The organism is Streptomyces pyxinicus, assembly GCF_024753135.1.
GTDB classification, from domain to species: Bacteria; Actinomycetota; Actinomycetes; order Streptomycetales; family Streptomycetaceae; genus Streptomyces; species Streptomyces pyxinicus.
The window spans coordinates 332,720-357,678 of the sequence record NZ_JANUGP010000003.1 but is presented as its reverse complement, the minus strand read 5'-3'; the positions used below and the strand labels follow the sequence as shown (position 1 = coordinate 357,678).

Genomic DNA, 24,959 nt, shown 5'->3' with positions numbered 1-24,959 from the left:
TGGTCGGGGTGGGAGGCTGCCGGGGGCTCGTGCCCGGGGCGGGCGGAAACTGAGAGTTCGTGCTCCGGCCCGGCGGCTGCGAGGGGATCGTACTCAAACCCGGCAGCAACCGAAGACTCCCCGCCCGGCCCGGCGGCAGCCGGCGGTTCGGGCTCCGACCGGGCGGCAGCCGGGGACTCAGGCTCCAGTCGGGCGGCGACGGGAGACTCATCCCCGAACGCGGCGGCAGCCGGAGACTCGGCAACCGGAACCCCCTCCTCCGACCCGGCAGCGACCAAAGGCCCCTCCCCCAGCCCGGCGGCAGCCGGAAGTTCCTCCCCCGACCCGGCGGCAACCGTTTCGTTGGCGGGCGGCGGTTCGCCGTTCGTCGCCGTCATGGCCGTGTGTCCTCCGTCGTCCTGCCGGTGTCGTGGTCCCGCGGTACGAGGTCCTGGTGTCGTACCGTCGCGGCGAGCGTACGGTGTCCGGCCTGCTCGGTGAGCACGACCCGCTCCTCGGGCAGGGCGCGCTGCCACCACTCGCCGGCGGCGGCGTCGGCCGTGGCGCGCAGGTCGACGAGGGCGGCGGCGAGGGCGCGGCGGGCCGGCTCCAGAGCGCGTGGCGCGGAATCCGGTGCGGCGAGCAGCCGGGCGGCGTCTTCGCGGGCGCGTTCCGCCGTGGTCAGCGCCTGTTCCAGGCGGTCGCCGGCGCGCCGGTTGGTGACGGCGACCGCGGCGACGAGGCCCACGAGCGCGCCGACGAGGGTGTCCAGGACCCGTTCGGTGATCAGCCGGCCGGCGTCCTGGGTGTGGGCGAACTCCGTGACGAGCAGCGCCATGGGGGTGACGCAGACGCTGCCGAGCCAGTAGTTGCGGCTCATCAGCGCCTCGGCGCCGAAGTTCAGGGCGGCAGAGGCGAGGACCAGGAGGGCGGGGTGCAGATGGGCGAGCGGGGCGAGGGCGGCGAAGGCGAGGACGCCGAGGAGATTGCCGACGACGCGCTGGAGGCCGCGGCTCCAGGTGAGGGTGACGTTGGCCTGGTAGAGGGAGGCGGCGGTGACCAGCGCCCAGTAGGGGCGGCCGACGCCGAGGGCGAGGGACGCGTAGCCGGCCAGGGCGCAGCCGACGGCGGTGCGGACGGCGATCGGCGCGAGGGGGCCGAGGAGTCGCCGCAGCGGCCTGCGCGGCTGTGCGCGTTCGAGGTCGACACCCAGCAGTTCGTCGTCCAGCAGTTCGTCGCCCAGCAGTTCGTCGCCCAGGAGTCCGTCGTCCAGGAGTCCGTTGTCCGACTCGCGCGGCGGCGCGACCCGCGGCACCGGGCCGTTGCCGCGCAGTTGCCGGGCCCAGGCACGCAGGCGTGCGGGATCGGCGTCGGCGGGGGCGGCGAGGGCGATCTCGGCGCGGACCAGGAGCTGTTCGAGGGCGCGCCGGGTGCGGTCGGGGCGGGCGCCGGCGGCGAGCAGCGACTGCCAGCCGGTGTGGATGGCGGCGGCGCTCGCGGCCCGGGCGCCGGCGTGGCCGTCGCCGGTGCCGCAGGTGTCGGCGTACGCGGCGGTGGCGTTGAGCGCCTGGGCGGTGGCGCGGCGCTCGGGCCCGTGCGGGCGCAGCAGTCCGGGCGCCATCCCGACCAGCCAGGCCCAGGCTCCCGCCGCGAGGGCCAGACCGATGTGTCCCGGCACCTGGCCGAGCGTCTGCGGGGCGAACAGCGAGGCGGAGCTGATGAAGGTCAGGACGACGTTGGCGGGCGGCCCGACGCGGGTGGCGTCGCACACCGTCTTCTGCGCGGCGGCCAGGAGTGCGCCGACCGTGACCAGGACGACGGCGTCGGAGGTGAGCGCGGCCGTGAGCAGAGCCACGGCGAGACCGCCGACCATGCCGAGGATCACCCACGCCAGGGTCCGGGCGCGGGCGGCGTAGGGCCGATTGTGGCCGTAGAGGGCACACAGGGAGCCGGCCATGGTGTACATGGCGAGGTCGAGGCGGCCGAGGGCCAGCAGGGCCAGGTTCGGCGGCAGGACCGAGGCGACCACGCTCAGCGCGGGCTTGAACCAGATGTCGGAGGGCCGCCCCAGGCGGAACGCTCCGGCGAGGGGAAGACGATGGGGGGTCGCACGACTCATACATACCAATTTAGCATGTGTTTTACTCGTGAAATATATACACGGTCCGGGGGTACTCCCGCCGGCCGTGCTCCGCCCCATGCCCCCCGCGTACACCCTTGCGCTCGCGTGCGCTCCGCCTGGCGTGGGCATCGCACCCTCGACCGACCGTCGAGCGGGGAGGCGCGCATGCACGGACCGGTGGCGGCAGCCTGGTTGCTGGTCGCCCTGTGTGCGGCGACCGGGGCCTACTGTCTGCTGCGCATGCGCAGCGGCGTCGAGGAGCAGCGCCGGGCCGCGGGCGGCGAGGCGCTGATGGGCTTCGGGATGGCCGTGATGGCCGTCCCGGCGGCGGTGTTCACACCGCCGGAATGGACCTGGCCGCTCTACGTCGCGGTGTTCGCCGGGGCGGCCCTGCACGCGCTGTGGGCCGCCCGCGCCGCCCCTCACCATCTGCACCACCTGGTCGGCGCCGGAGCGATGGTCTACATGTCGGTCACGATGACCGCGGCCCCGTCGGCCGCCCACCACGCGCACGCACACGGCGGCGCCGGCGCGCCTGCGCTCACCGGCGCACTGCTGCTGTACTTCACCGGGTACGTACTGCTGTCCGGCGCCCGACTGGTGCCCGCCACCGGTACCGGGATGGCCGTCGGCGTCACCAGCAGCGGGCCAGCCGCCCTCCGCTGGGGCGACCGGCCGGAGCTGGCGCGGGCGTGCCGGCTGTCGATGGCCATCGGGATGGTGGCCATGCTCCTCACCATGTGAATAGGCTGCGTCCATGATGGTCCCGGAGACCCTGTTGCTGCTCGGCGCCCTGACCGCCGTCGTGGCCCCGCGGCTGCTCGCCCGGGCCGACTGGCCGGACCGTGAACCGGTCGTCGCCCTGTGGGCGTGGCAGTGCGCGGTGGCGGCCGTCCTGCTGTGCTGCGCGCTGTCGATGACGCTCAGCGCCGCCGCGGCCTGGCAGGCGGTGCGCGGGCACGTGTTCGCGCCGGCGCCGCGCGCGGTCGTGGAGGCCTACGCCCTCGGTACGGCCGGGCCCTGGGCGGCGGCGACCGCCGTCCTGCTCGCCTCGGGTGGACTGTGGACCCTGGCGATGCTGGTACGCGAGGTCGTACGGGACCGGACCCGGCGGCGTGCGCGGCGGGCCGAACTCCTGGTGCGCGCACCGCTGTTGCCGGGCGAGGAGCTGGCCGACGGCCCGCTGGTGGTGCTGGAGGGCGAGCGCCCCGACGCCTGGTGGCTGCCCGGTACGGCGCCCCGGCTGATCGTCACCACAGCCGCTCTGCGACGCCTGAAGGGTCGCCAGTTGGACGCGCTGCTCGCCCATGAGCAGGGGCACGCGCAGGCGCGGCACGACTGGCTGCTGCACTGCTCGACCGCGCTGGCCACCGGGTTCCCGCAGGTCCCGGTGTTCGGTGCGTTCCGCGACGAGATGCACCGGCTGGTCGAACTGGCCGCCGACGACGTGGCCTCACGGCGCTTCGGCCGACTGACCACGGCGCTTGCGCTGGTCGAACTCAACGAGGAACGCGGCGTGTTCGGCCCCACGCCGACCCCGCTGGCGCACGTGCCGCAGCGGGTGCACCGGCTGCTGACCGCGCCGGACCGGCTGTCCGCACCGCACCGCCTGCGCCTGACGGCGGCCGCGGCGCTCGTGCCGGTGGTGCCGGTACTGGTGACCCTCGTACCCGCGCTCCGGACGCTGGGCTGACAGCGGTCGCCGCCGTGGTACCGGTGCTCGTGACCCTCGTACCCGTGCTCCGGACGCTCGGCTGACGCCGTTCCCGCACGGGCCCACCAGACCAGTGAGTCGGCCCGGCCCGGGCCGGACCCACGACCTCCGCCACCGGCCTCACGGCGGCCGCCATTGGCCTCACGGCCGCCCGGTCGGCGAAGATCGCGGAATGCACCGTCCACCCACCGCACCCGCCCCGCCCCGCCCCCGCACCGCGCTCCGCACGGCCGCCCTGCTCGGCGCCTGCTCCGTGGCGCTCCTGGTCCTGGTCGCCGTTGGCTGGCACCCGTTGCTCGCGGCGGACGACGACCTCTCCCGTACGTTCCACCGCTGGGCGGTGCGGGAGGGGGCGGTGACGGACGTCTTCCGGGTGCTGACGGACTGGGTGTGGGATCCGCTGACCATGCGTCTGGTGGCCGCCGCGGCCGTGGTGTGGCTGGTGTGGCGGCGGGCGGCCTGGTGGACGGCGTTGTGGCTGGCGGTCACCTGTGCCCTGGCGACGCTCGTGCAGCAGGTGGTGAAGGCGGCCGTGGACCGTCCCCGGCCGGTGTGGCCGGACCCGGTGGACTCCGCCCACTACGCGGCCTTCCCCTCCGGGCACGCGATGACGGCCACGGTCGTCGCCGGCCTGCTGCTGTGGCTGCTGCACCGCCACGGCGCGGGCCGCGCGGTGTGGCGTACGGCCGTCGCGGTGGCGCTGGTGTCGGTGCCCGGTGTGGGTGTCACCCGGGTGTGGCTGGGTGTGCACTGGCCGTCGGACGTGGTGGGCGGCTGGCTGTTCGGCGCCCTGCTGGTGGCGCTGGCCGTGGTGGCGTACGAGTGGCCGTGGGCCCGGCGGGCCGAACCGACCGGCCGGCGGCGCGGGTGAAGTCCCGCGCATGGCAGCCGTGTTGTTCGACTTCTCCGGGACGCTGTTCCGCGTCGAGTCCACCGAGTCCTGGCTGCGGGCGGTGCTGGACGATTCCGGCATCCTCCTTTCCGAACCCGAACTGGAGCGTGCGGCACAGGCCTTGGAGGCGGCCGGTGCCCTGCCGGGCGGCGCCGAGCCGAGGCAGCTGCCGGGCGAGCTGGCCGGGGCGTGGGCGGTACGGGACAAGAGCGCGCGACTGCACCGGGCCGCCTACACGGGCCTGTCCCGGCGGGTGCCGCTGCCCGACCCGGCGCTCCACGACGCCCTGTACGAGCGGCACATGACCCCGGCCGCCTGGTCGCCCTACCCCGACGCCGTCGAGGTATTGCGGGCCCTGCGCGAGCGCGGCGTCGCGGTGGGCGTGGTCAGCAACATCGGCTGGGACCTGCGCCCGGTGTTCCGCGCGCATGGGCTCGACCCCTTTGTCGACGCGTACGTGCTGTCGTACGAGCACGGCGTGCAGAAGCCGGACCCGCGGCTGTTCTCGGTCGCCTGCGAGGCGCTGGGCGTCGATCCGGCGCGGACGCTGATGGTCGGCGACAACAGGGCGGCGGACGGCGGTGCGACCGCGCTCGGCTGCCGCGTCCATTTCGTAGACCATCTGCCGGCTCACCTGCGACCCGACGCGCTGCTTCCGGTACTCGACCTGGTGGGCTGACCGCCCCGGGGCCCGGCCCCGACCGCCCTCGACCTGGGTGCCCATGCGTGGGCCTCGCGCCGTCCGTCTGAGACGATCCCCCGCGTCGCCCCAGACGGACGGCAGCTCTCGGCAGGTCCCGCGCATGGCGGAGCCCGGTGCCCTGAGTATAGTTGGCTGGCAGCCAGTCAACGCAGGAGTTACAGGATGTCCCCGCGCAGCCCCTCGGTCAATGAAGAGTTGCGGCGGCGTTCCCGGGAACGGCTGTTGCACGCCGCCCTGGAGCTGGTCGGCGAGCGCGGCTTCGAGGCCACGACGCTCGGCGACATCGCGGACCGCGCGGGTTCGGCACGCGGTCTGGTCTCGTACTACTTCCCCGGCAAGCGCCAGCTGGTGCAGTCGGCGGTACACCGGCTGATGCACCGCACGCTGGAGGAGGCGCTGGAGCGGGAGCCGCGCACCGAGGACGGCCGGGAGCGGCTGGCCCGGGCCATCGACGCGATCCTGGGGCTGGCCCGGGACCGGCCGGTGCTCATGCGGCAGCACATGGCGGGGCTGCTCCAGGCGGAGGGCTTCGTGCAGTGCCCGGAGCAGCGGCGGCTGTCGGAGCTGCTCGGCGAGACCGTCGCCCGGTACGGCTCCGAGGACGTCTCGGCCGACTACCCACTGCTGCGAGCCGTGCTGATGGGCGCGGTGTACGCCGCCCTGGTGCCCGGCGTGCCGATGCCCGTCCCGGTGCTGCGGGCCGAGCTGTTCCGGCGTTACGGGCTCGGCTGGGAGCTGGGCGTACCACCGGAGAGTGTCGGGCGGGGAGCGGCCCGGGAGCCCGACCCGGACCTGTCCCGGTTCTTCGCCACGGGGGAAGGGCCGGGCTCCGCCTGACGGACGAGGGCGTGCCCGGGGCGTCACGGGGGTCAGCGGCGGGCGTGCCTCGGTGTCAGGAAGCCCGCGTCCCGTGCCTGGGCGATCAGCTTGAGGGAGCGGCGGCGGCCGTGCCCGGTGGCGCTCATGACCGCGAGGACCGGATCGGTGCCCTGCCGCTGCGCGGCCCGGTACTCCTCGGCGGCGAGCCGGCGGCCCTCGGTCCCGCGCGGCCACGCCTGCCGGGCCCGGCCGGCGGTGGCAGTCGCAGTCGCAGTGGCGCAGCCCGGCGGTGCCCCGGCGGGCAGGTCGGCGAGGCGGGCGGGCTCGGCATCGCAGAGTGCGGGCTCAGTGTCGCAGAGGACCGGCTCCGCCTCGCGAGCGGCGGACTCCTCGGATGGTCGGGCACTTCCCCCGGCCCCCGCACCCGCCCCGTCCGCCACCCCGCACGCGGTGAACAGCGGTGCCTCGATCCACTCCGGCAGCGCCTTCAGGTCGGCGAGGGAGAGGGCGGGCTCGGCGCTGACGTCCTCGACGGAGACGGACCCGCCGCTCAGCACGGCGAGGGCGTCGACGCGGGCGCCGTCCGGGAAGGCCAGCAGGACATGGAACCAGGCGAGGTCGCCGCCGTGCTCCCGCACCGTCCACGCGGGCCACACGGAGATGGCGCCGTCCCGCGCGCTCCGCCGGGACAGATCGAGAAACGCTGCTCCTGACACCCCCGCAAGGTAACCGCATGATCACATTCCATACGAACGGACACGCGTCCGCGTCACCCCGCCGGACCCTGCCGTCACGGGCCCGGCGGTGGGATGCTGGAGCCATCCGCACACCGTCCTCCCTCCGGTGAGGAGTCCGCCGTGCTGCGAGTCGCCGTCGTCGGTTCCGGGCCGAGCGGGTGCTACACCGCCCAGAGCCTCGTCCAGCTGGATCCCGGGGTGCGCGTCGACGTCCTGGACCGGCTGCCGTGCCCGTACGGGCTGGTCCGGTACGGCGTCGCCCCGGACCACGAGAAGATCAAGTCCCTCCAGGGCAGCCTGCGTACGGTGCTGGAGCACGAGCGGGTGCGGTTCCTCGGCGGTGTCCGGGTGGGCGGTCCGGGCGGGCTGCCTCCGGTGCGGCTGCGGGAGCTGTACCACGCGGTGGTGTACTGCGTGGGCGCCGCCGGCGACCGCGGGCTCGGCGTCCCCGGCGAGGAGCTGCCGGGGAGCTGGTCGGCGACCGAGTTCGTGGCCTGGTACAGCGCGCATCCGGACGCGGCCGACGCGGGGTTCCTGCGCGGGGTGCGCTCGGCGGTGGTGATCGGGGTCGGCAACGTCGCGGTGGACGTCACGCGGATGCTGCTCCGGGGCTCCGCCGAACTGCGCCCGACCGACATCCCGCAGGCGGCCCTCGACGAGCTGTCCGCGAGCGCGGTACGCGAGGTGCACATGGTGGGCCGGCGCGGTCCGGCGCAGGCCCGCTTCACGACCAAGGAGCTGCGCGAGCTGGGTGTACTGCCGGGCACCGAAGTGTCGGTCGACCGAGGCGAGTTGACGCTGGACCCGGTCGACCCCCGCACCCTGCCCGCCGTACCGCGCCGGAACCTGGAGGTGCTGCGCGGCTGGGTGGAGCGGCCCCCGGCGGCGGCCGGGCGGCGGATCCGGCTGCGCTTCTTCCTGCGCCCGGTCGCCCTGCTGGAAGGCGCGGGGGGCCGGGTGGGGGCCGTGCGGTTCGAGCGGACGGCTCCGGACGGGCTCGGCGGCGTGCGGGGCATCGGCCGGTTCGAGGACGTGCCGGCGCAGTTGGTGCTGCGCTCGGTCGGCTATCGCGGGGTGCCGCTGGAGGGGCTGCCGTTCGACGCCGCGACCGGCACGGTTCCGCACCTGGCGGGGCGGGTCGTCCGTGACGGCGTCCCCTCCCCCGGTGAGTACGTCGCCGGGTGGATCAAGCGGGGCCCGTCGGGCGTCATCGGCTCCAACCGGCCCTGTGCGAAGGAGACGGCGCTCTCCCTGCTCGCCGACGCGCCCGCGCTGGAGCACCGGACGGTGCCCGAGGACGCGGTGCCGGTGCTGCGGGCGGCGGGCGTCGAGCCGGTGCCCTGGAGCGGGTGGCTGTCGATCGAGCGGGCCGAGGCCGCGCTGGGGGCGGGTCTGGGGCGGGGCGCGGTCAAGCTGGCCGACTGGGAGGCGCTGCTCGGGGCGGCGCAGTCGGGTCCCGCCGGGCGTCGGGAGCCGTGACACACAGCGGCAACAGCCTGGAAATCAACAATCTGTTCAAGGCTCGTACGGTCTCGTCCTGTTCGCTCGTCTCCCCCGCCGCCGCCCTGGAGTCCCCATGAGTACGACCGCCGAGGTGCACCCCGTCGACGCGATACCACCGGCCCGGCACCTGGCCGCCTTCGGCTTGCAGCACGTGCTGGCGATGTACGCGGGGGCGGTCGCGGTGCCGTTGATCGTCGGTGGCGCGATGAAGTTGTCGCCCGCCGACCTGGCGTACCTGATCACGGCCGATCTGCTGGTGTGCGGCATCGCCACACTGATCCAGTGCGTGGGGTTCCGGCGGTTCGGGGTGCGGCTGCCGATCATGCAGGGGTGCACGTTCGCCGCCGTCTCGCCGATGGTGCTGATCGGTAAGACGGGTGGCGGACTGCCCGCGATCTACGGCGCGGTGATCGTCGCGGGGCTCGCGATCATGCTGCTGGCGCCGGTCTTCGGCAGGCTGCTGCGCTTCTTCCCGCCGCTGGTGACGGGCACGGTGATCCTGATCATCGGGCTGTCGCTGCTGCCGGTCGCGGGCAACTGGGCGGCGGGCGGCGCCGGTGCGAAGGACTTCGGGGAGCCGAGGAACCTGGCGCTGGCGGGCTTCGTGCTGCTGGTGGTGCTGGGGGTGCAGCGGTTCGGGCCGGCCGCGCTCGCCCGGGTCGCCGTCCTGATCGGCATCGCGGTGGGGCTGGCGGTCGCGGTGCCGTTCGGGTTCACCGACTTCGGTGGCGTGGCGGACGCCGACTGGCTCGGGATCAGCACGCCGTTCCACTTCGGCGCGCCCGAGTTCAAGGTGTCGCCGATCGTGTCCATGCTGGTGGTGGCGCTGGTGACGATGACCGAGACGACCGGTGACCTGATCGCCGTGGGAGAGCTGACCGGGCGCCGGGTCGAGGGCCGGCCGCTGGCCGACGGGCTGCGCGCGGACGGGCTTTCCACGGTGCTCGGCGGTGTCTTCAACACCTTCCCGTACACGGCCTACGCGCAGAACGTCGGCCTGGTCGGCATGACGCGGGTGCGCAGCCGCTGGGTGGTCGCGGCGGCCGGTGCGATCCTGGTGCTGCTCGGGCTGCTGCCCAAGCTGGGCGCGGTCGTCGCGGCGATCCCGGCGCCAGTGCTGGGCGGGGCGGGTCTGGTGATGTTCGGGACGGTGGCGGCCAGTGGGCTGCGGACGCTGGCCCGCGTCGACTTCCAAGGCACCCACGACCTGACCGTGGTGGCCGTCTCGGTGGCGATCGGCATGCTGCCGGTGGGCGTGCCGACGGTCTACGCGAAGTTCCCCGACTGGTTCCAGACCGTGATGAACAGCGGCATCAGCGCGGGCTGCCTGTCCGCGATCGTGCTGAACCTGCTCTTCCCTCACCTCCCGGAGAAGGCGGATCCGGCCTCAGACGGTGTCGCCGAGCCGGCGGTGCTGCCGGTCGGCGGCGGCGAGCAGACTGTCGAGCAGTCCCGGGAAGAGGCCGTCCAGGTCGTCCCGGCGCAGGACGTTCAGCTTGGCCGTGCCCCGGTAGACCTGCCGGAGGACCCCGCTCTCGCGCAGCACCCGGAAGTGGTGCGTGGTGGTGGACTTGGTCACCGGCAGGTCGAACTGTGAACAGGTCAACTCGGTTTCCTTCGCGGCGAGTTCGCGTACGATCCGCAGCCGCATGGGGTCCGAGAGCGCGTGCAGCACCGACTCCAGCCGGATGTCCCCACGCTCCGGGTGCGGCAGCGCCCGCCCGGGGGTGGCGGTGTCGGTCACGGCGGCTGCCTTTCGTCGGGGCCCCTCGGACGCGGACACGGGGGCCGGGCGCGCGGACCGCGTGCGGCTGCGGCCCGCTTCCCGCATTGTACGAGAGACGTCGTAGTTTGACAGCTCTCGTAGTACGAGCGTTATCGTACGAGCGATCGCTGGTCCCGTGACGATTGGAGTCCGTCGTGAGCGCGCTCTTCGAGCCCATCACCCTGCGCGGGGTGACCATCGCGAACCGCGTCTGGATGGCCCCGATGTGCCAGTACTCGGCCGCGCCGGAGGGCCCGCTGACCGGCGCGCCGGACGACTGGCACTTCGCGCACTACGCCGCCCGGGCCGCGGGCGGCACCGGCCTGATCGTGACCGAGGCGACGGCGGTCTCGCCCGAGGGCCGGATCTCGCCGTACGACCTCGGCCTGTGGAACGACACGCAGGTGGAGGCCTTCCGCCGGATCACCCGCTTCCTCGTCTCCCAGGGCACGGTCCCCGGCATCCAGCTCGCGCACAGCGGCCGCAAGGCGTCCACGGAGCGGCCGTGGCGCGGTGGCGGGCCGGTCGGTCCGGAGGAGCACGGCTGGCAGCCGGTCGCCCCGAGCCCGTCGCCCTTCGACGCGGGCCACCCGGTGCCGGCCGAGCTGACGGTGGACGGGATCGAGGAGATCGTCGGGCAGTTCGCGGACGCGGCCCGCCGGGCGCTGGCCGCCGGTTTCGAGGTCGTGGAGGTGCACGGCGCCCACGGCTACCTCGTCCACGAGTTCCTCTCCCCGCACTCCAACCACCGCACCGACGCCTACGGCGGCTCGTACGAGAACCGCGTACGGTTCGCGCTGGAGGTCGTCGACGCGGTACGCGAGGTGTGGCCGGACGACAAGCCGGTGTTCTTCCGGGTGTCGGCCACCGACTGGCTGGCGGAGGGCGGCTGGACGGCCGAGGACACGGTGCGTCTCGCCCGCGATCTGCACGCCCACGGTGTCGACCTGCTCGACGTGTCGACCGGCGGCAACGCCCCCCGCGTCCGCATCCCGGTCGAGCCGGGCTACCAGGTGCCGTTCGCCGCCCGGGTGAAGGCGGAGACGCCGCTGCCCGTCGGCGCCGTCGGCTTGATCACGGAGGCCGAGCAGGCCCAGAAGATCATCGCCAACGGCGAGGCGGACGCGGTGTTCCTGGGCCGCGAACTGCTCCGCGACCCGTCCTGGGCCCGGCGCGCGGCACGCGAACTGGGCGGCGAGGTGCGGGTACCTGACCAGTACCACCGGTCGGTGTGAGGTCGGCGGCGGCGCCGGGGGCGGGCTTCTCAGGCCGGCTCCGGTGTCGGATTCTGCCGGTCGGGCAGCAGGCGGCCGATCGTCTCCTCCAGGCGGGGCAGGGCGCGCTGTCCGGCCAGGGCGAGGGCGATCGCCGCGGCGACGCCGGCCCAGGCGACCGGGCCGAGCGGGGTGCAGCCGACGAGGCGGCTGACGCCGGGGGTCTGGACGACGGCGACCAGGGCGGCGGCCGACCCCAGTGAGGTGACCTGGACCAGGCGGCTGTCGCGCCGGTCGAGCAGGGTCTGCGCGAGCTGGGTGCCGACCACACCGCACAGCGCCATGGTGCCGGCGCGGCGGGCGGTGCCCGGTGTGTAGCGGCCGATCAGCCAGGCGGTGAGCGCGCCCAGGCAGGTGGTCAGGGCCCGGTGCCGGATCTGCCGGAGCAGGGGTTCGCCGAGCACCCCGGCCGCCTCCTCGACGTGCGCCAGGTCCGCCTCGCCCTCCTTCTCCGTCACCGCCACGGCCATCGACGGGAACAGGTCGGTGAAGAGGTTCACCATGAGCATCTGCCGGGTGGACAGCGGCGCCCGTCCGGACAGCAGCGTGCCCAGGATGCCGAAGCCGACCTCGCCGGCGTTGCCGCCGATCAGGATGGCGATGGCGTCGGCCACGCTGTGCCACAGGGCCCGGCCCTCGCCGACCGCGTCGATCAGGACGGTCAGGTCGTCGGCGGTGAGGACGATGTCGGCGGCGTTGCGCGCGGCGGCCGAGCCCCGGGCGCTGATGCCGACGCCGATGTCGGCGGCGCGGATGGCCGCCGCGTCGTTGGCGCCGTCGCCGACCATGCCGACCACCCGGCCGGCGTCCCGCAGCGCCTCCACGACCTGGAGCTTCTGCTCGGGTGCCACCCTCGCGACCACACCGGCGTCGCGCAGCATCCGGGCCCGGGACGCCCGGTCGGCCGCCGCCAGTTCGTCGCCGGTCACGACCACGGTGTCCTCGGGCCAGCCCAGGTCGGCGGCGATGGCCCGCGCGGTCTGCGGGTGGTCGCCGGTGAGCATGACCGGTCGTACCCCGGCCTCCGTCAGACCGTGCACCAGGGCCGTGGAGGTGTCGCGGGGTACGTCGGACAGGGCGAGCAGTCCGGTGAACTCCAGGTCGGCCAGCGGCTGTTCGAGGACGTCGGACTCGTTCTCGTCCCGGCCGAGGGGCCGTTCGGCCACCGCGAGGATGCGCAGGCCGCTGCCGGCGAGCGTGTGGGCGGATTCCTGGGCGTGCTCGGCGAGGCCGGTGCAGGCGGGCAGCACGGTCTCCGGTGCGCCCTTCACGACGAGCACGGGCGGACCGTCCCCGGCGCGGCCGACGGCGGCCGCGTAGCCGCGCGCCGCCTCGAACGACAGGCCCGCGAGCTGGGTCCACTCCGGGTCCGGCTCGGCCGCCGCCAGGACCGCCTCGTCGGTGGCGTGCACCGGGCGCTCGGAACCGCCGTTGAAGCGGGGGCAGGCGCGTGCCGCCGAGCGGACGGCGTCCGCCGAGCCCGCGTCGCGCGCCGGCCGGACGGTGCCCTCGGTGTCGGAGACCCGCACGAGCCGCAGCCGGTTCTCGGTCAGGGTGCCGGTCTTGTCGAAGCAGATGGTGTCCATGCGGCCCAGCGCCTCCAGCGTGCGCGGGGTGCGGACCAGCACGCCGCCCCGGCTCAGCCGCCGGGCCGCCGCGAGCTGGGCGACCGTGGCCACCAGCGGCAGCCCCTCGGGCACGGCCGCCACGGCCACCGCGACACCGCCGCTGACCGCCTCCCGGATGGAGGTGCCGCGCAGCATCGCCAGACCGGTGACCGCGGCACCGCCCGCCAGGGTCAGCGGCAGCGCCTTGCGGGTGAGGTCCTGGAGCCGGGCCTGTACTCCGCCGGCCGGGGGCGTGCGGGCGGCCAGGTGCACGGCGCGGGCGGCCTCGGTGTGCTCCCCGGTGTCGACCACGACGGCGCGGGCCTCGCCGGCCACCACGGTCGTGCCCTCGAAGACCATGCAGCTCCGGTCGGCGACCGGGGCGTGCGGGGTCGGGTCGGTCTGCTTCTCCACCGGCAGCGACTCGCCGGTCAGCGCGGACTCGTCGACCTCCAGTCCGTCCTGCCACAGCAGCCGCGCGTCGGCCGGGACGACGTCGTCGCCCTTGAGCTGGATCACGTCGCCGGGCAGCAGCCGGCCCGCCGCCACGGTGCGGGTGCCGCCGGCCGGCGCCTCCTCCTCGGGCGGCACGACGCGTGCCTTCTGCTGCTGGTCGGCGACCAGTCCGGACAGCGCCCGTTCGGCGCGCAGCCGCTGGACGCCGCCGACGAGTGCGTTCAGGTCGAGGGCGCCGACGACGAGCAGCGCGTCCACGACCGAGCCGAGGATCGCCGACGCCGCCGAGCCGACCGCGAGCACCGGGGTGAGCGGGTCGTGGAGTTCGCCGCGCACGGCCTGGCCCAGCTGGTAGGACCAGCGCAGGGGTGCCACGGCGGGGTGTCCGGCGACGCCGGCGGCAGCCTCGCGCACCCGGCCGGCCAGGTGTTCGCCGGGTCCGGTCCCGGCGGCCGGTTCGCGTTCCAGCCGCTCACGGGCCTCGTCCGGCTCCAGTTCGTGCCAGTGCACGCGCGGGCGCGGATGCGGGGCGCGGGCCGTGGCCACGCCGAACGCGGCGCGGGCTCCGGACAGCAGGGCGGTGGCGGCACCGACGTCGACGGGTGCGTGCCGCAGGCCGGGCAGCAGGGCGAGCCGGCCGCGTCCGCCGCCGGACTCGCCGACGGCCACGAGGAGCCCGGAGAGCGCGGCACCGGAGCGGGCCAGCGTCTGCGACCGCCGGCCGACACCGCGCGCGGCCGGTACGGCGACGAGCACCCGCCACACGTCGGGCAGGCCGCCCAGGGCCAGGATGTCCGCGCCCCACACGACCGCGCCGTCCTGGTCGGTCAGGGCGACCGCGACGTCGCTCGCGCGCAGCGCGGCCAGGACGTCCTGCTCGTCGCCCGAGCGGACCCGGGCCACCGTGAGGACGGTGCCCTCCTCGCCGCGCGCCTCGTACACCACGTCGTCCAGCGGCCGGCGCGTGTCGACCACCTGGTCGGCGAGCATGGTGAAGTCCCTGAGCGCCGGGTCGTCGACGAGTACGACGCGCAGCCCCGCCCGGCGTGCGGCGTCCAGCACCGGCTCGGCCCAGGGGTCGGCCTCGCCGTCCGGGCCACGCAGCGCGCCGGAGTGCAGGACGACCGTGCCGGCCATCTCCAGCTGGCGCAGCCGCTCGGGGTCGCGGACCAGGACGCCGGTGCGGGCGAGGGCGGCGCTGAGGAGGGCGTGGAAGGCGGCGGGACCGTAGCGGGCCGCCTTCGGCGAGCCGGCCAGTACGGCTTCGGCGGCCTCGGTGGTGTTGTGCTTGACGAGCAGGGTGGCGGCGGCGCCGAGCAGGCTTCCGGCGGAGGCGTGCGAGGCGTACTCCTGGGCCGGGGACTCGCGCAGCGGCGGCCGGGGCGCGCCCCGGTCGGCGAGGCTGACCCGGTCGGGTGCGCACAGCCGGTCGTGGACGGTGTCGAACGCGGCGGCGCGGGCCGCGGTCTCGAACACCTGGCAGCCGCGCAGGGCGCCGTCGAGCACCAGGGAGGTGGGGGTCTGGCCGGCGCCGTGCACGGCCGCGTTGGCGCAGGCGAGTGCCAGGTCCATGCGGGCGGGGCCGAGCCGGTCGCGCAGCCAGGTCCGGAAGCGGGGGTTCTCGCGCAGCAGCGTCACCGCCGCGGTCACCATGCGGGGCGAGGGCGGCAGCCGCAGGGAGTAGGCGCCGACGGCCACGCCGACGCCGGCGCAGTCGGCGGCCAGGGCGGCCACGGCCTGCCGCACCCCGGCCGGGTCGGCGGGGTGCGTGGTCTCCTCCACGTCGTCGGCGGACAGCAGCAGCCCGTGCCGCTGGGCCAGTCCGGCGGCGTGCGCCACGACTTGGTCGGCCGCCTCCTCGCCGGTCGCGGTGATCACCAGGCGGGCGAGTCCCTCGTCCCAGTAGGCGACGAGGACGTCCGGCCGTTCGGCCAGCGCCTCGGCCACCCGGCGCGCCAGGTGGGCGGTACCGCCCGGGTGCGCGGCACCGGTTTCCGCCGGGCGGAGGGCCAGGTGGGCGCGGGCACCGGCCCGCCAGTGGTCGTCGGTGCCGGGCAGCGTGTTGCGGGCCACGCGCGCCACCCGTACGGCGGCGTCGGCGCCGCGCACCCCGGCGCGTGCCGTCCCGGCGGCGGCGCCGGCGGCCACCCCGACGGCCGGCGCCGCGGCCCGCGCGAGCAGTCGCGGGGCCGCGGGCAGCAGACGTGCGGCGGTGGCGGGCACCGTCAGCAGACTGAGCACATCCCTCTCCTCAGAGCGTGGTGCGGTCGGGCCGCGCGGTGGGTCCGAGCGGGCCGTGCGAGGGCTTCGGGGCGTTCGCCGCGGGCGCCGGCGGGGTGTGCCGGGCCGCCTTCGGGGGCCCGGAGGGCTCACCGGCCGACGGCGTCGGTGGCGCCGGCGGTGTCTCGACGGGGCCCGGCGGCTCGGTGCCCGCCGGCGGGTACGGGGCGGCCGGGCGGGTGCCGGTCGCCGGTTCGTCCGCCAGGGGGTCGCCGGCGGACCGCAGGGCCGCGGTGCCGATGTCCTGCGCGGGGTCGGGGCGGTGGATCGACACGCCCTCCTGCGGATGCGCGGGCCGGGGCTGGGTGAGCCAGGCCACGGCAGCGCCGGTCAGCGCCACGGGCCACTCGACCACGCCGGCGGCGCCGAGCAGTCCGGCACCGGCGTACACCGCCATGCGCCGGCCGCGCGGCGAGACCACGCCGACCTTGTCCAACGTCCCCTCGGCCGCCCGGGTGACCGTCCCCGCGCCGGGCACCTTGCGGAGCACCGAGGCCGCGCCGCGCAGGGGCGCCGTGAGGGTGGACGACGACTTCTGCTCAGCCATGACTCTCCTCGGGGTGAGATCGCTTGCCGTCCCCCGATCCCCGCCGGGTGCCCACGACCGCACCGGTCATCCCCTATGCAGTGAAATGACCGGTTTCTCCCAGGGAACGCCATGCCACGCACCGGCGCCACCCGCCCCGATCCACCCGAGGACCGCACCGGACCCGGACGGACGAGTCCGTCACCCGACGCGCCGCCGCTCCTTCAGTGGACGACCACCCCGAGCCCGGACCGTGGGCGGGCTCAGCCGCTCAGCGCCGTAGGTACGACACGCCAGGTCACCCCAGTGCCCGAGCCAGCTCCCGCCGGTACTCCGCGTACGCGGCCCGCAGCGCCTCCCCCGGCCAGTGCGCGGGCAGCAGGGCGGCAGGCAGCACGGGGTCGGTGAGCAGGTGGCGGACGGAGGCGGCGTAGGCCGTGAGGCGGTCGGCCGGGGTCCCGGCCCGTGCCGCGACCGCGAGCAGGGAGCGCGCGGTGGCCGCCCACGCGTCCAGCGGCCAGAGCCGGGCGGCCAGCTCGCGCGGGGGCTCGGCGGGGCGGGCGGTGTAGAGGTCGGCCGTGGCGCGCAGGTCGTCCGGCAGGGCGCGGTCGAGGTTGGCCGGGCGCAGCCACACACCCTCGCGGCGTTCGGCCAGCCGCAGGCCGGTCAGCCGGGCCCGCAGGTCGGCACGCTCGGCGGGCCCGCGGCCGGTCGCGGTGACGACGAGCATCTCCCAGTCGCCGCGCCACGCGCGCGCGGCGGGGTCCACGGCGTCGTCCTGGCGGCGCTGGCGGGCCAACAGCCGGTCGCTGAGCCCGTAGACGCCGTCCGCGCGCCGCAGGTCACCGGCGGCCACCATCCGGCTCAGGGCGGCCCGCAGCGTGGAGCCGCCGACCCCGAAGGGCGCCACCAGGTCGACCAGGTCCTTCACGGGCAGCCTCGGCGGGTGCGCGCCGAGCAGCAGGCTCAGCACGACGGACCGCGCGGACAACGGCCGCAGCTCCCCCGCACCCGGTTCCGCCGGCACGTTCATACGCATGGGCACGTACTGTACGGTCCCCCTCCTGTTGCATCATTGCCACGGCCGTAGAAGAAGTGCAACATGGCGCTCATGGCCTCGCTACCCGCACCCTCGCCGCAGTCGCAGCCCCTCTCCGTCACGCACGACGTCACCAACCAGCCCCCGCCGCTCGCCCCGTACGACGCCTCGGAGGACCAGGCCCTGCTGGAGGGGGTGCGCCGGGAGGGCGCCGGATGGGCCGAGGCGGACCTGCGCGCGCTGGGGGTGCGGGCCGGCAGCGCGCAGGCGCAGGAGTGGGGCGAGCTGGCGAACCGGCACGAGCCGGTGCTGCGCACCCACGACCGCTACGGCCACCGTGTCGACGAGGTGGACTTCCACCCCAGCTGGCACCACCTGATGCGGACGGCGGTCGCCGAGGGCCTGGCCGGCGCGCCCTGGGCGGACGAGCGGCCGGGCGCGCACGTGGCCCGTACCGCCGGCGGCCTGGTGTGGGGACACACGGAGGCGGGGCACGGCTGCCCGACGTCGATGACGTACGCCGCCGTGCCCGCGCTGCGCGCACAGCCGGATCTGGCCAAGATCTACGAGCCCCTGCTGACCAGCCGGGAGTACGACCCGGAGCTGCGGGTGCCGACGGAGAAGCCCGGGCTGCTGGCCGGGATGGGCATGACCGAGAAGCAGGGCGGCTCCGACGTCCGCACGAACACCACCACGGCCACGCCGACCGGCGAGCCCGGCGTGTACACGCTGCGGGGGCACAAGTGGTTCACCTCGGCGCCCATGTGCGACGTCTTCCTGGTGCTCGCGCAGGCCCCGGGCGGCCTGTCCTGCTTCCTGGTGCCGCGTGTCCTGCCGGACGGCAGCCGCAACACCTTCCGTGTCCAGCGGCTGAAGGACAAGCTGGGCAACCGCTCCAACGCGTCCTCGGAACCGGAGTTCGACCGGACGGTGGCCTGGCTGGTGGGTCCGGAGGGCCGGGGCGTGAAGACCATCATCGAGATGGTCAACTGCACCCGCCTCGACTGTGTGATGTCGTCCGCGACACTGATGCGCAAGACGCTGGTCGAGGCGGGCCACCACACCCGGCACCGCAGCGCGTTCGGGGCCCGGCTGATCGACCAGCCGCTGATGCGCAACGTCCTCGCCGACCTGGCCCTGGAGTCGGAGGCCGCGACGACGCTCACCCTGCGGCTGGCGGGCGCGGCCGACCGCGCGGCGCGCGGGGACGAGGGCGAGCGGGCCTTTCGGCGGATCGCCACCGCGGTGGGCAAGTACTGGGTCACCAAGCGGGGCCCGGCGTTCACCGCGGAGGCGCTGGAGTGCCTGGGCGGCAACGGGTACGTCGAGGACTCGGGCATGCCCCGGCACTACCGGGAGGCGCCGCTGCTGTCGATCTGGGAGGGTTCCGGAAACGTCAACGCGCTCGACGTGCTGCGCGCGCTGGGCCGGGAACCGGACAGCCCCGAGGCCCTGTTCGCCGAACTCGCCCTCGCGCGCGGGGCGGACGCCCGCCTGGACGCGGCCGTGAGCGGGCTGAAGGACCAGTTGGCCGAGACCGGCCCGCTGGGCGCCCGCCGTCTGGTGGAGCGGATGGCCCTCGCCCTGGGGGGGTCTCTGCTGGTCCGGCACGCCCCGGCCCCGGTGGCGGACGCCTTCTGCGCGACCCGGCTGGGCGGCGACTGGGGGCACGCCTTCGGCACCCTGCCCGCCGGCACCGGCCTGGACACGATCCTGGAACGCGCGTTGCCCGGCCAAAACTGATCCCACCCCGCGCGCGGTGCCGCCACTGGCCGATCACAGCCGACGAACAGCACACAGTCGGCCACCCTTTCCGGACCACTGTCAGTGCCGTGGTGCACACTCCCCGTCAGATGGCACTCGTCTGGGGAGGACACGTGTTCAGGGGGATCGACGAGGTGGACTGGGCCTCGCTGCGGCACGCGCACGGCAGCGCCGAGGACGTGCCCGGCTGGTTACGGGGGCTGGCCTCCGCGGACACCGCCGAGCGGACGACCGCGCTCGACGGGATCTACGGCGCCGTGCACCACCAGGGAAGGGTGTACGACTCGACGCTGGCCTGCGTGCCGTTCCTGTTCGCGCTGGCCGCACAGCCGGAGGTGCCGGACCGGGGCGCCCTGGTGGAACTGCTGGTCAGCATAGGGACGCAGGGCGCCGACGGGGACGGGCGGGCCAGGTCGGCGGTGTGCGCGGGCGCCGAGGACTTCGTCGCCCTCGCCGGGGACCCGGACCCCGGGGTGCGGTGCGCGGCGGCCTGCGCGCTGGTCCGCTTCCTGGCCGAACCGGCCCGCGTCCTGGACCTGTTGCGGCGCCGTCTGCGGGCCGAGCGGGACGGTGACGTCCTGCACACCCTCACCGAGTCGCTGGGCCTGTTCGCCCGCCGGCACCCCGCGCACGCCGACGCCGCGGTGGACCTGCTGGCCGAGCTGAGCACACCGCCGTACGCGCCCGGTACCCGGCTCGCAGCGCTCGGGCAGCTCGCGCTCGGCACCCCCGGCCGGCTCCCCGCCGACCTGGTGCCGACGGCCGTACGGCTGCTGCGGGAGCGCTCCGCGCACCGGGCCGACGGGGCACGGCACGGCGAGGCCGACACCCTGGTGGGCCGCATACGGCGGCTGCGGCCGTCCGACGAGCGGGGCTCCCGGCTGCTGCGCACCCTGCACACCGCGCTGGGCGACCGGGTCGGGGACCGGATCGCCCTGCTCGCCGGGCAGTTGACCAGCCCGGACCCGGTGGACCGGTGCAACGCGGCCTGGATGGCGGCGGACCTGTTCCGCGGCCGGCGCGGCGACTTCACGACACCCGTCCGGCTGCTCGGCGCACAACTGGCCACCGAGCACGACCGGTTACGGGAGGCGGCGGTGACCGTCCTGGCGGAGCTGTTCGCCCTGGCCGCGCCCGCCGCCGACGACCTGCACACGCTGGTGGCCGCCCGGCCCGACCTGTGGACGCACCGCTGGGAGCGCGGCACCGCCCTGCTGGGCCACCCGCTCAAGGCCCTGGCCAGAACCGGCGATGCCCGGGCCCTGCCGGCCCTGACCCACCTGCTGGCCGCGCCGACGGTACCCCCCGATCTGGTCCCCGAACTCGCCCACCTCGGCCGGGCCGCGGCCCCCCTGGCTCCCGAGCTGCGGCACCGCCTCGGCCGGATCCCGCTGGACTCCCCGTCCGCCGCCGGGCTCGCCGCGCCGCTGCTGTCGGCGGTCCGGGCCGTCGGGGACACGGACGCCGTCCCGGAGGTGCTGCGGCTGCTGTCGGGCGCCCCGGACAGCCTGGGGCCCCGCGACGCGGTGGCTGGCCAGGCGGTCCGGACCCTGGAGGCACTCGGCGCCACCGACCGGGCGGCACCGTCGCTGCGTGCCCTGCTCGGCACCCGGCACGCGGCCACCGCGGCGGGCGCGCTCTGGTCGGCGGACCGGGACGCGGGGGCCGTACTGCCGGTGTTGTTACGCGAGTTACGGGAGGGGGACCCGGACAACCGCCGCGTCGCCGCCCTCCGTCTGGGTGAACTGGGCCCGGTCGCCCGCCCCGCCCTCCCGCACCTGCGCCGGGCCCTCGCCTCGGGCCCGCCGGCCCAGCGCGCGGCGGCCGCCTGCGCCCTGTGGCGCGTCGACCCGGACCCGGGCCCGGTGCTGCCGGTGCTGCGCACCGCCTGGGTCCAGGCCCCGCGCACCCGTCTGCCGATCGCCCGCTCCCTCGCCACCATGGGCCCGTTCGCGGCGCCCGCGCGGGACCTGCCGGCCACCGAACTGCTCTCGCCCCGGCGGCACATGACCGGCGGAGACGACGCGATCCCCGAGGACGAGGCCCTGCTGAGGGCGTGCCGGGAGGTGCTGGCGATGACGTAGGCACCCGCCCGGACGGACCCGGTGATCAGACCATCGGACCCCATCGCCGGCCGAAGCGCGCCCAGGCCGTGTCCCAGTCGGCCATCCGGCGGCGCTCCAGCCGGCCGCGCAGGGCGAGGCCGCCGACGAAGGGGACGGCGGCCGTGCTCAGGCCGGCCAGGGCGCCGATGAGCGAGGACCGGAAGGCGGCCTCGGAGGCGGACACGGGGTGGCCGACGAGCCGGCCCCGCGCATCGGTCCAGACGGTGACCGGGGTACCGGCCCCGCTGCCGGCCCGGACCCGGATCCGGCCGGTGCGGGCGCTGCCGTCGGCCGCCGTCCAGCGGATCTCGGCCCACACCCGCGCACCGGAGGAGCCGTGGCCGTGCCGGTGCACGGGTGCCGGGACGCGCTCGGCGACGTGTGCCGTGACCGGGCGGGACGCGGCGCGTTCCCGGGCGAGTCCGCGCTCCACGGAGCGGGCCGCCACCAGCCCGGCCGCCACCCCGGCCACGACGGTCAGCACCAGGGCGCCGAACACCACCCAGGCCTCCACCACGTCGGCCCGGCGTCTCAGCGGGTTGCGCCGCCAGCGCCAGAGCCACACCTTCGGACCACGGAACGCCATCAAGGGCATCCTCCTCACGAGCGCACCGACCGGCCGGACCGCCCCCTCCCATACGGGAGAGACCGCTCCGTCGCTCACGACGAGCCGTCACCCCGACGGTCGCACGCGACCCCCCTCGTGCGCGGGCGCATCCCGCAACGCACCCGCCCGCCACCGGGAACCGGCCACCTGCCCGGCCCCCGTCCGGGTCCCGGCGACCGACCCGTTCGGGTCATCGTTTGATCGCCGACGGGTGTACGGCAGTAGGGTGACGCCCGTGGCACCACGACCCTTGCATGAGATCGTCGAACCGGGCTGGGCGAAGGCCCTGGAACCCGTCGCCGGACGGATCGCCGAGATGGGCGACTTCCTGCGCGCGGAGATCGCCGCGGGACGCACCTACCTCCCGGCCGGCCCCAACGTCCTGCGGGCCTTCCAGCAGCCCTTCGACGAGGTGCGGGTCCTGATCGTCGGTCAGGACCCCTACCCGACGCCCGGGCACGCGGTGGGCCTGTCCTTCTCGGTCGCCCCGGAGGTACGGCCGCTGCCGCCGAGCCTGATCAACATCTTCCGCGAGCTGAACAGCGACCTGGGCCTGCCCCAGCCCGCCAACGGGGACCTCACCCCGTGGACCAGGCAGGGCGTCCTGCTGCTCAACAGGGCACTGACCACCGCCCCGCGCAGCCCCGCCGCACACCGCGGCAAGGGCTGGGAGGAGGTCACCGAGCAGGCGATCCGGGCGCTGGCGGCGCGCGGCAAGCCGCTGGTGTCCATCCTGTGGGGCCGCGACGCCCGCAACCTGCGCCCGCTGCTCGGCCGCCTGCCGGCCGTGGAGTCCGCGCACCCCTCGCCGATGTCGGCCGACCGCGGGTTCTTCGGCTCGCGTCCGTTCAGCCGGGCCAACGACCTGCTGACGCAGCAGGGCGGACAGCCGGTGGACTGGCGCCTGCCGTGAGCGAGCCCGGCCCCGACGGGTACCTCGCCGTCGACTCGGGTGGCTCCGGCCTCCGGGTGGTGGTCGGCGTCCCGGGCCGGGAGCCCTCGGCGCCGCGGGAGACCCGGGAGCCGGTCCGCACCGGCGCCCGGGGCATCGACCCCGGCCACCTGCTGGCACAACTCCTGCCGCTGGCCCGCTCGCTGGCGGCCGAGGCGGGTCTCGCGCGACTGGACACCGCGGTCGTCGGCGCCGCCGGTTTCGCCACCCTGGGCGAGGCCCTGCGCGCCGAGCTGCCCGGCGCTCTCGCGGACGGCCTCGGCGTGCGCAGGGTGGCGCTCGCCGCGGACGCCGTCACCGCCTACGCCGGCGCCCTCGGCCCGCGTCCGGGCGCGGTGGTCGCCGCCGGTACCGGACTGATCGCGATCGGCACCGACCTGCGGACCTGGCGGCGGGCCGACGGCTGGGGCCATCTGCTGGGCGACTGCGGCGGCGGCGCCTGGATCGGCCGGGCCGGGCTGGAGGCGGCGCTGCGCGCGTACGACGGCCGGGACGGCGGCTCGGCGGCGCTGCGAGCCCGCGCGGAGGAGCGGTTCGGCGCGCTCCCCGGACTGCCGGGACAGCTGTACCCGCGCCCGGACCGGCCCGCCGTCCTCGCCTCCTTCGCCCCCGAGGTGGCCGGCTGCGCGGCGCACGACCCGGTGGCCGCGGGCATCCTGCGCACGGCGGCCCGGCACCTGGCCGAGTCGGCCGCAGCGGTGTGCCCGGCCGGGGGCGAGCCGGAAGTGGCGCTCACCGGCGGCCTGTGCCACCTCGGCGATCCCCTCCTGCTGCCGCTGGAGGAGGAGTTCGGGCGGCTGCTGCCGCGCGCCCGCCGGGTGCCGGCCGAGGGCGACCCGCTGCACGGCTCGGTCCGGATCGCCACCGCGCTCGCCGCCGACCGGCTCACCCTGCCGGGTGAAGCGACGATGCTGCACGTCACCTCGTGCCGGTGACCAGGACGTCCGTGAAGGGCGATTGACCCCGGGGGCGCCCCATGCGTCCGGCACGTGCCAGAAGCAGGTGCGCACCACCCGCAACTCATCAGACAAAACCGGACGGATACCGCTCACCTGCACCCTCCCCGAACAGGGGAGCACCGGAAGCCAGTAACATGCGGCGCCATGAGCTCCCCCACTGGACCCGCGTCCGGCCTGCCAGTACGAATGCCGCGACCCCGCCAGCCCGGACGGCACCGCCGCCCGGAACCGCTGGTGGCCCCCGAGGGCGCGCCCGCGCTCGTCCTCGCGGTGCCCGGTGCGCCCAGCGCCGCCACGCGCGGCCTCGCCGAGGAGGTCGTGAGCATCGCCCGCTCCGAGCTGCCCGGCCTGGACGCCCGGATCGGGTACCTGGACGGGGACGACAGCGAGTTCCCCACCCTGACGTCCGTGCTCGCGCACACCGCCGCCCAGCGCGCCGCCCGTTATGAGCAGGCCGTCGCCGTCGGCATCGAGGGGATCAAGGAGCCCGACGGCCCGGTCGCCGTGGTGGTGCCGCTGCTGGCCGGTCCGGACAGTGCGCTGCTGCGCCGGATCCGCCAGTCCGTGATGGACAGCCGGGTCGCCGCCGAGCTGACCGACGCCCTCGGCCCGCACCCGCTGCTCGCCGAGGCGCTGCACGTGCGCCTGTCCGAGGCGGGCCTGGCGCGTGCCGACCGCGCCCGTCTCTTCACGGTGGCCACCGCCGCCGACGGCATCATCCTGGCCTCCGTGGGCGGTGACGAGGCCGTGCAGGCGGCCGGGATCACCGGCATGCTGCTCGCCGCGCGTCTGGCCGTGCCGGTGATCGCCGCGGCCCTGGACCAGGAGGGCTCCATCGCCTCCGTCGCCGAGCAGTTGCGCTCCTCCGGCTCGCAGCAGCTGGCCCTCGCGCCGTACCTGATCGGCCCGGAGATCGACGCCGGTCTGCCGGCCGCCGCCGCCGAGGAGGCGGGCTGCGCCACGGCCGAGCCGCTGGGCGCCTACCCGGCGATCGGCAAGCTGGCGCTCGCCAAGTACACGACGGCGCTGGGCATCTCCCCGCAGCAGCCGCAGGGCGCCCCGGTCCGCTGACCGCGCGCTCCCGCACCGGTACGACACAGGGCCCGCTCCGTCCCCGGAGCGGGCCCTTCGCCGCTGTCGGCCATGCCGCCCTCGG

The 24,959-nt window shown here is 75.8% G+C and carries 19 protein-coding genes and 1 pseudogene; 13 read left to right on the top strand and 7 right to left on the bottom strand.

Annotation, left to right across the window (positions count from 1 at the left end):
- Positions 1-373: 373 nt before the first annotated feature.
- Positions 374-2,098 carry an FUSC family protein gene (locus NX794_RS06800; RefSeq protein WP_258777295.1) on the bottom strand — a complete coding sequence of 575 codons (1,725 nt, stop codon included), beginning with the start codon at positions 2,096-2,098 and terminating at the stop codon, positions 374-376.
- 168 nt (positions 2,099-2,266) lie between these two features.
- On the opposite strand from NX794_RS06800, the gene NX794_RS06795 reads away from it, so the two are divergent.
- From NX794_RS06795 to NX794_RS06775, 5 genes are all read left to right on the top strand, one after another.
- Complete coding sequence (locus NX794_RS06795; RefSeq protein ID WP_258777294.1) at positions 2,267-2,845, top strand: DUF5134 domain-containing protein; 579 nt, start codon at positions 2,267-2,269, stop codon at positions 2,843-2,845.
- A gap of 13 nt (positions 2,846-2,858) precedes the next feature.
- Positions 2,859-3,794, top strand: coding sequence for a M56 family metallopeptidase (locus NX794_RS06790; RefSeq protein WP_258777293.1), 936 nt, complete (start codon positions 2,859-2,861; stop codon positions 3,792-3,794).
- A gap of 193 nt (positions 3,795-3,987) precedes the next feature.
- Positions 3,988-4,686: a phosphatase PAP2 family protein gene (locus NX794_RS06785; RefSeq protein WP_258777292.1), complete on the top strand. Its 699-nt coding sequence runs from the start codon at positions 3,988-3,990 to the stop codon at positions 4,684-4,686.
- 10 nt (positions 4,687-4,696) lie between these two features.
- The gene (locus NX794_RS06780) at positions 4,697-5,386 is read left to right on the top strand and encodes an HAD family hydrolase (RefSeq protein WP_258777291.1); all 690 of its coding nucleotides are present in this window, start codon (positions 4,697-4,699) and stop codon (positions 5,384-5,386) included.
- Between the two features lie 186 nt (positions 5,387-5,572).
- On the top strand, positions 5,573-6,247 hold the full coding sequence (locus tag NX794_RS06775) for a TetR/AcrR family transcriptional regulator (RefSeq protein ID WP_258777289.1): 675 nt from the start codon (positions 5,573-5,575) through the stop codon (positions 6,245-6,247).
- Positions 6,248-6,279: 32 nt separating this feature from the next.
- Here NX794_RS06775 and NX794_RS06770 read toward each other — a convergent pair whose 3' ends face one another.
- The gene (locus tag NX794_RS06770) at positions 6,280-6,891 is read right to left on the bottom strand and encodes a DUF6214 family protein (protein WP_428985862.1); all 612 of its coding nucleotides are present in this window, start codon (positions 6,889-6,891) and stop codon (positions 6,280-6,282) included.
- 195 nt (positions 6,892-7,086) lie between these two features.
- On the opposite strand from NX794_RS06770, the gene NX794_RS06765 reads away from it, so the two are divergent.
- Together NX794_RS06765 and NX794_RS06760 are read left to right on the top strand one after the other, a co-directional pair.
- The gene (locus NX794_RS06765) at positions 7,087-8,445 is read left to right on the top strand and encodes an FAD-dependent oxidoreductase (protein ID WP_258777288.1); all 1,359 of its coding nucleotides are present in this window, start codon (positions 7,087-7,089) and stop codon (positions 8,443-8,445) included.
- A 97-nt stretch (positions 8,446-8,542) separates the two neighbouring features.
- A complete protein-coding gene (locus tag NX794_RS06760; RefSeq protein WP_258777287.1) occupies positions 8,543-10,066 on the top strand; it encodes a nucleobase:cation symporter-2 family protein in 1,524 nt (507 codons plus the stop codon).
- On the opposite strand, the pseudogene NX794_RS06755 reads toward NX794_RS06760, so the two are convergent.
- Positions 10,043-10,120, bottom strand: a pseudogene (locus tag NX794_RS06755) (transcriptional regulator); the annotation flags it as partial. The gene NX794_RS06760 and the pseudogene NX794_RS06755 sit on opposite strands and share 24 nt — an antisense overlap.
- A gap of 269 nt (positions 10,121-10,389) precedes the next feature.
- Here NX794_RS06755 and NX794_RS06750 point away from each other — a divergent pair.
- Positions 10,390-11,469 (top strand): NADH:flavin oxidoreductase/NADH oxidase, encoded by a 1,080-nt coding sequence (locus tag NX794_RS06750; protein WP_258777286.1) that lies wholly within the window; start codon positions 10,390-10,392, stop codon positions 11,467-11,469.
- Between the two features lie 29 nt (positions 11,470-11,498).
- Here the strand turns inward: NX794_RS06750 and NX794_RS06745 are convergent, their stop codons facing one another.
- The 3 genes from NX794_RS06745 to NX794_RS06735 form a co-directional block, all read right to left on the bottom strand.
- Positions 11,499-15,812: a cation-translocating P-type ATPase gene (locus tag NX794_RS06745; RefSeq protein WP_258777285.1), complete on the bottom strand. Its 4,314-nt coding sequence runs from the start codon at positions 15,810-15,812 to the stop codon at positions 11,499-11,501.
- Between the two features lie 10 nt (positions 15,813-15,822).
- Positions 15,823-16,398, bottom strand: coding sequence for a hypothetical protein (locus tag NX794_RS06740; RefSeq protein WP_258777284.1), 576 nt, complete (start codon positions 16,396-16,398; stop codon positions 15,823-15,825).
- A 277-nt stretch (positions 16,399-16,675) separates the two neighbouring features.
- Positions 16,676-17,416 (bottom strand): PaaX family transcriptional regulator C-terminal domain-containing protein, encoded by a 741-nt coding sequence (locus tag NX794_RS06735; RefSeq protein ID WP_258777283.1) that lies wholly within the window; start codon positions 17,414-17,416, stop codon positions 16,676-16,678.
- Positions 17,417-17,479: 63 nt separating this feature from the next.
- On the opposite strand from NX794_RS06735, the gene NX794_RS06730 reads away from it, so the two are divergent.
- Positions 17,480-19,159: an acyl-CoA dehydrogenase family protein gene (locus NX794_RS06730; protein ID WP_428985858.1), complete on the top strand. Its 1,680-nt coding sequence runs from the start codon at positions 17,480-17,482 to the stop codon at positions 19,157-19,159.
- A gap of 134 nt (positions 19,160-19,293) precedes the next feature.
- Positions 19,294-21,264 carry a HEAT repeat domain-containing protein gene (locus NX794_RS06725; RefSeq protein ID WP_258777281.1) on the top strand — a complete coding sequence of 657 codons (1,971 nt, stop codon included), beginning with the start codon at positions 19,294-19,296 and terminating at the stop codon, positions 21,262-21,264.
- 25 nt (positions 21,265-21,289) lie between these two features.
- Here the strand turns inward: NX794_RS06725 and NX794_RS06720 are convergent, their stop codons facing one another.
- Positions 21,290-21,871, bottom strand: a complete 582-nt coding sequence (locus NX794_RS06720) for an Rv1733c family protein (RefSeq protein ID WP_258777280.1) — start codon at positions 21,869-21,871, stop codon at positions 21,290-21,292.
- Positions 21,872-22,127: 256 nt separating this feature from the next.
- On the opposite strand from NX794_RS06720, the gene NX794_RS06715 reads away from it, so the two are divergent.
- The 3 genes from NX794_RS06715 to NX794_RS06705 all read left to right on the top strand — a co-directional run bounded on the left by NX794_RS06715 (position 22,128) and on the right by NX794_RS06705 (position 24,874).
- Entirely contained in the window at positions 22,128-22,805 is a 678-nt protein-coding gene (locus NX794_RS06715) for a uracil-DNA glycosylase (RefSeq protein WP_258777279.1), read from the top strand.
- Positions 22,802-23,779, top strand: coding sequence for an N-acetylglucosamine kinase (locus NX794_RS06710; protein WP_258777278.1), 978 nt, complete (start codon positions 22,802-22,804; stop codon positions 23,777-23,779). The genes NX794_RS06715 and NX794_RS06710 overlap by 4 nt, the downstream gene beginning before the upstream one ends.
- A 168-nt stretch (positions 23,780-23,947) precedes the next feature.
- The gene (locus tag NX794_RS06705; RefSeq protein ID WP_258777276.1) at positions 23,948-24,874 is read left to right on the top strand and encodes a sirohydrochlorin chelatase; all 927 of its coding nucleotides are present in this window, start codon (positions 23,948-23,950) and stop codon (positions 24,872-24,874) included.
- Positions 24,875-24,959 lie beyond the last annotated feature (85 nt).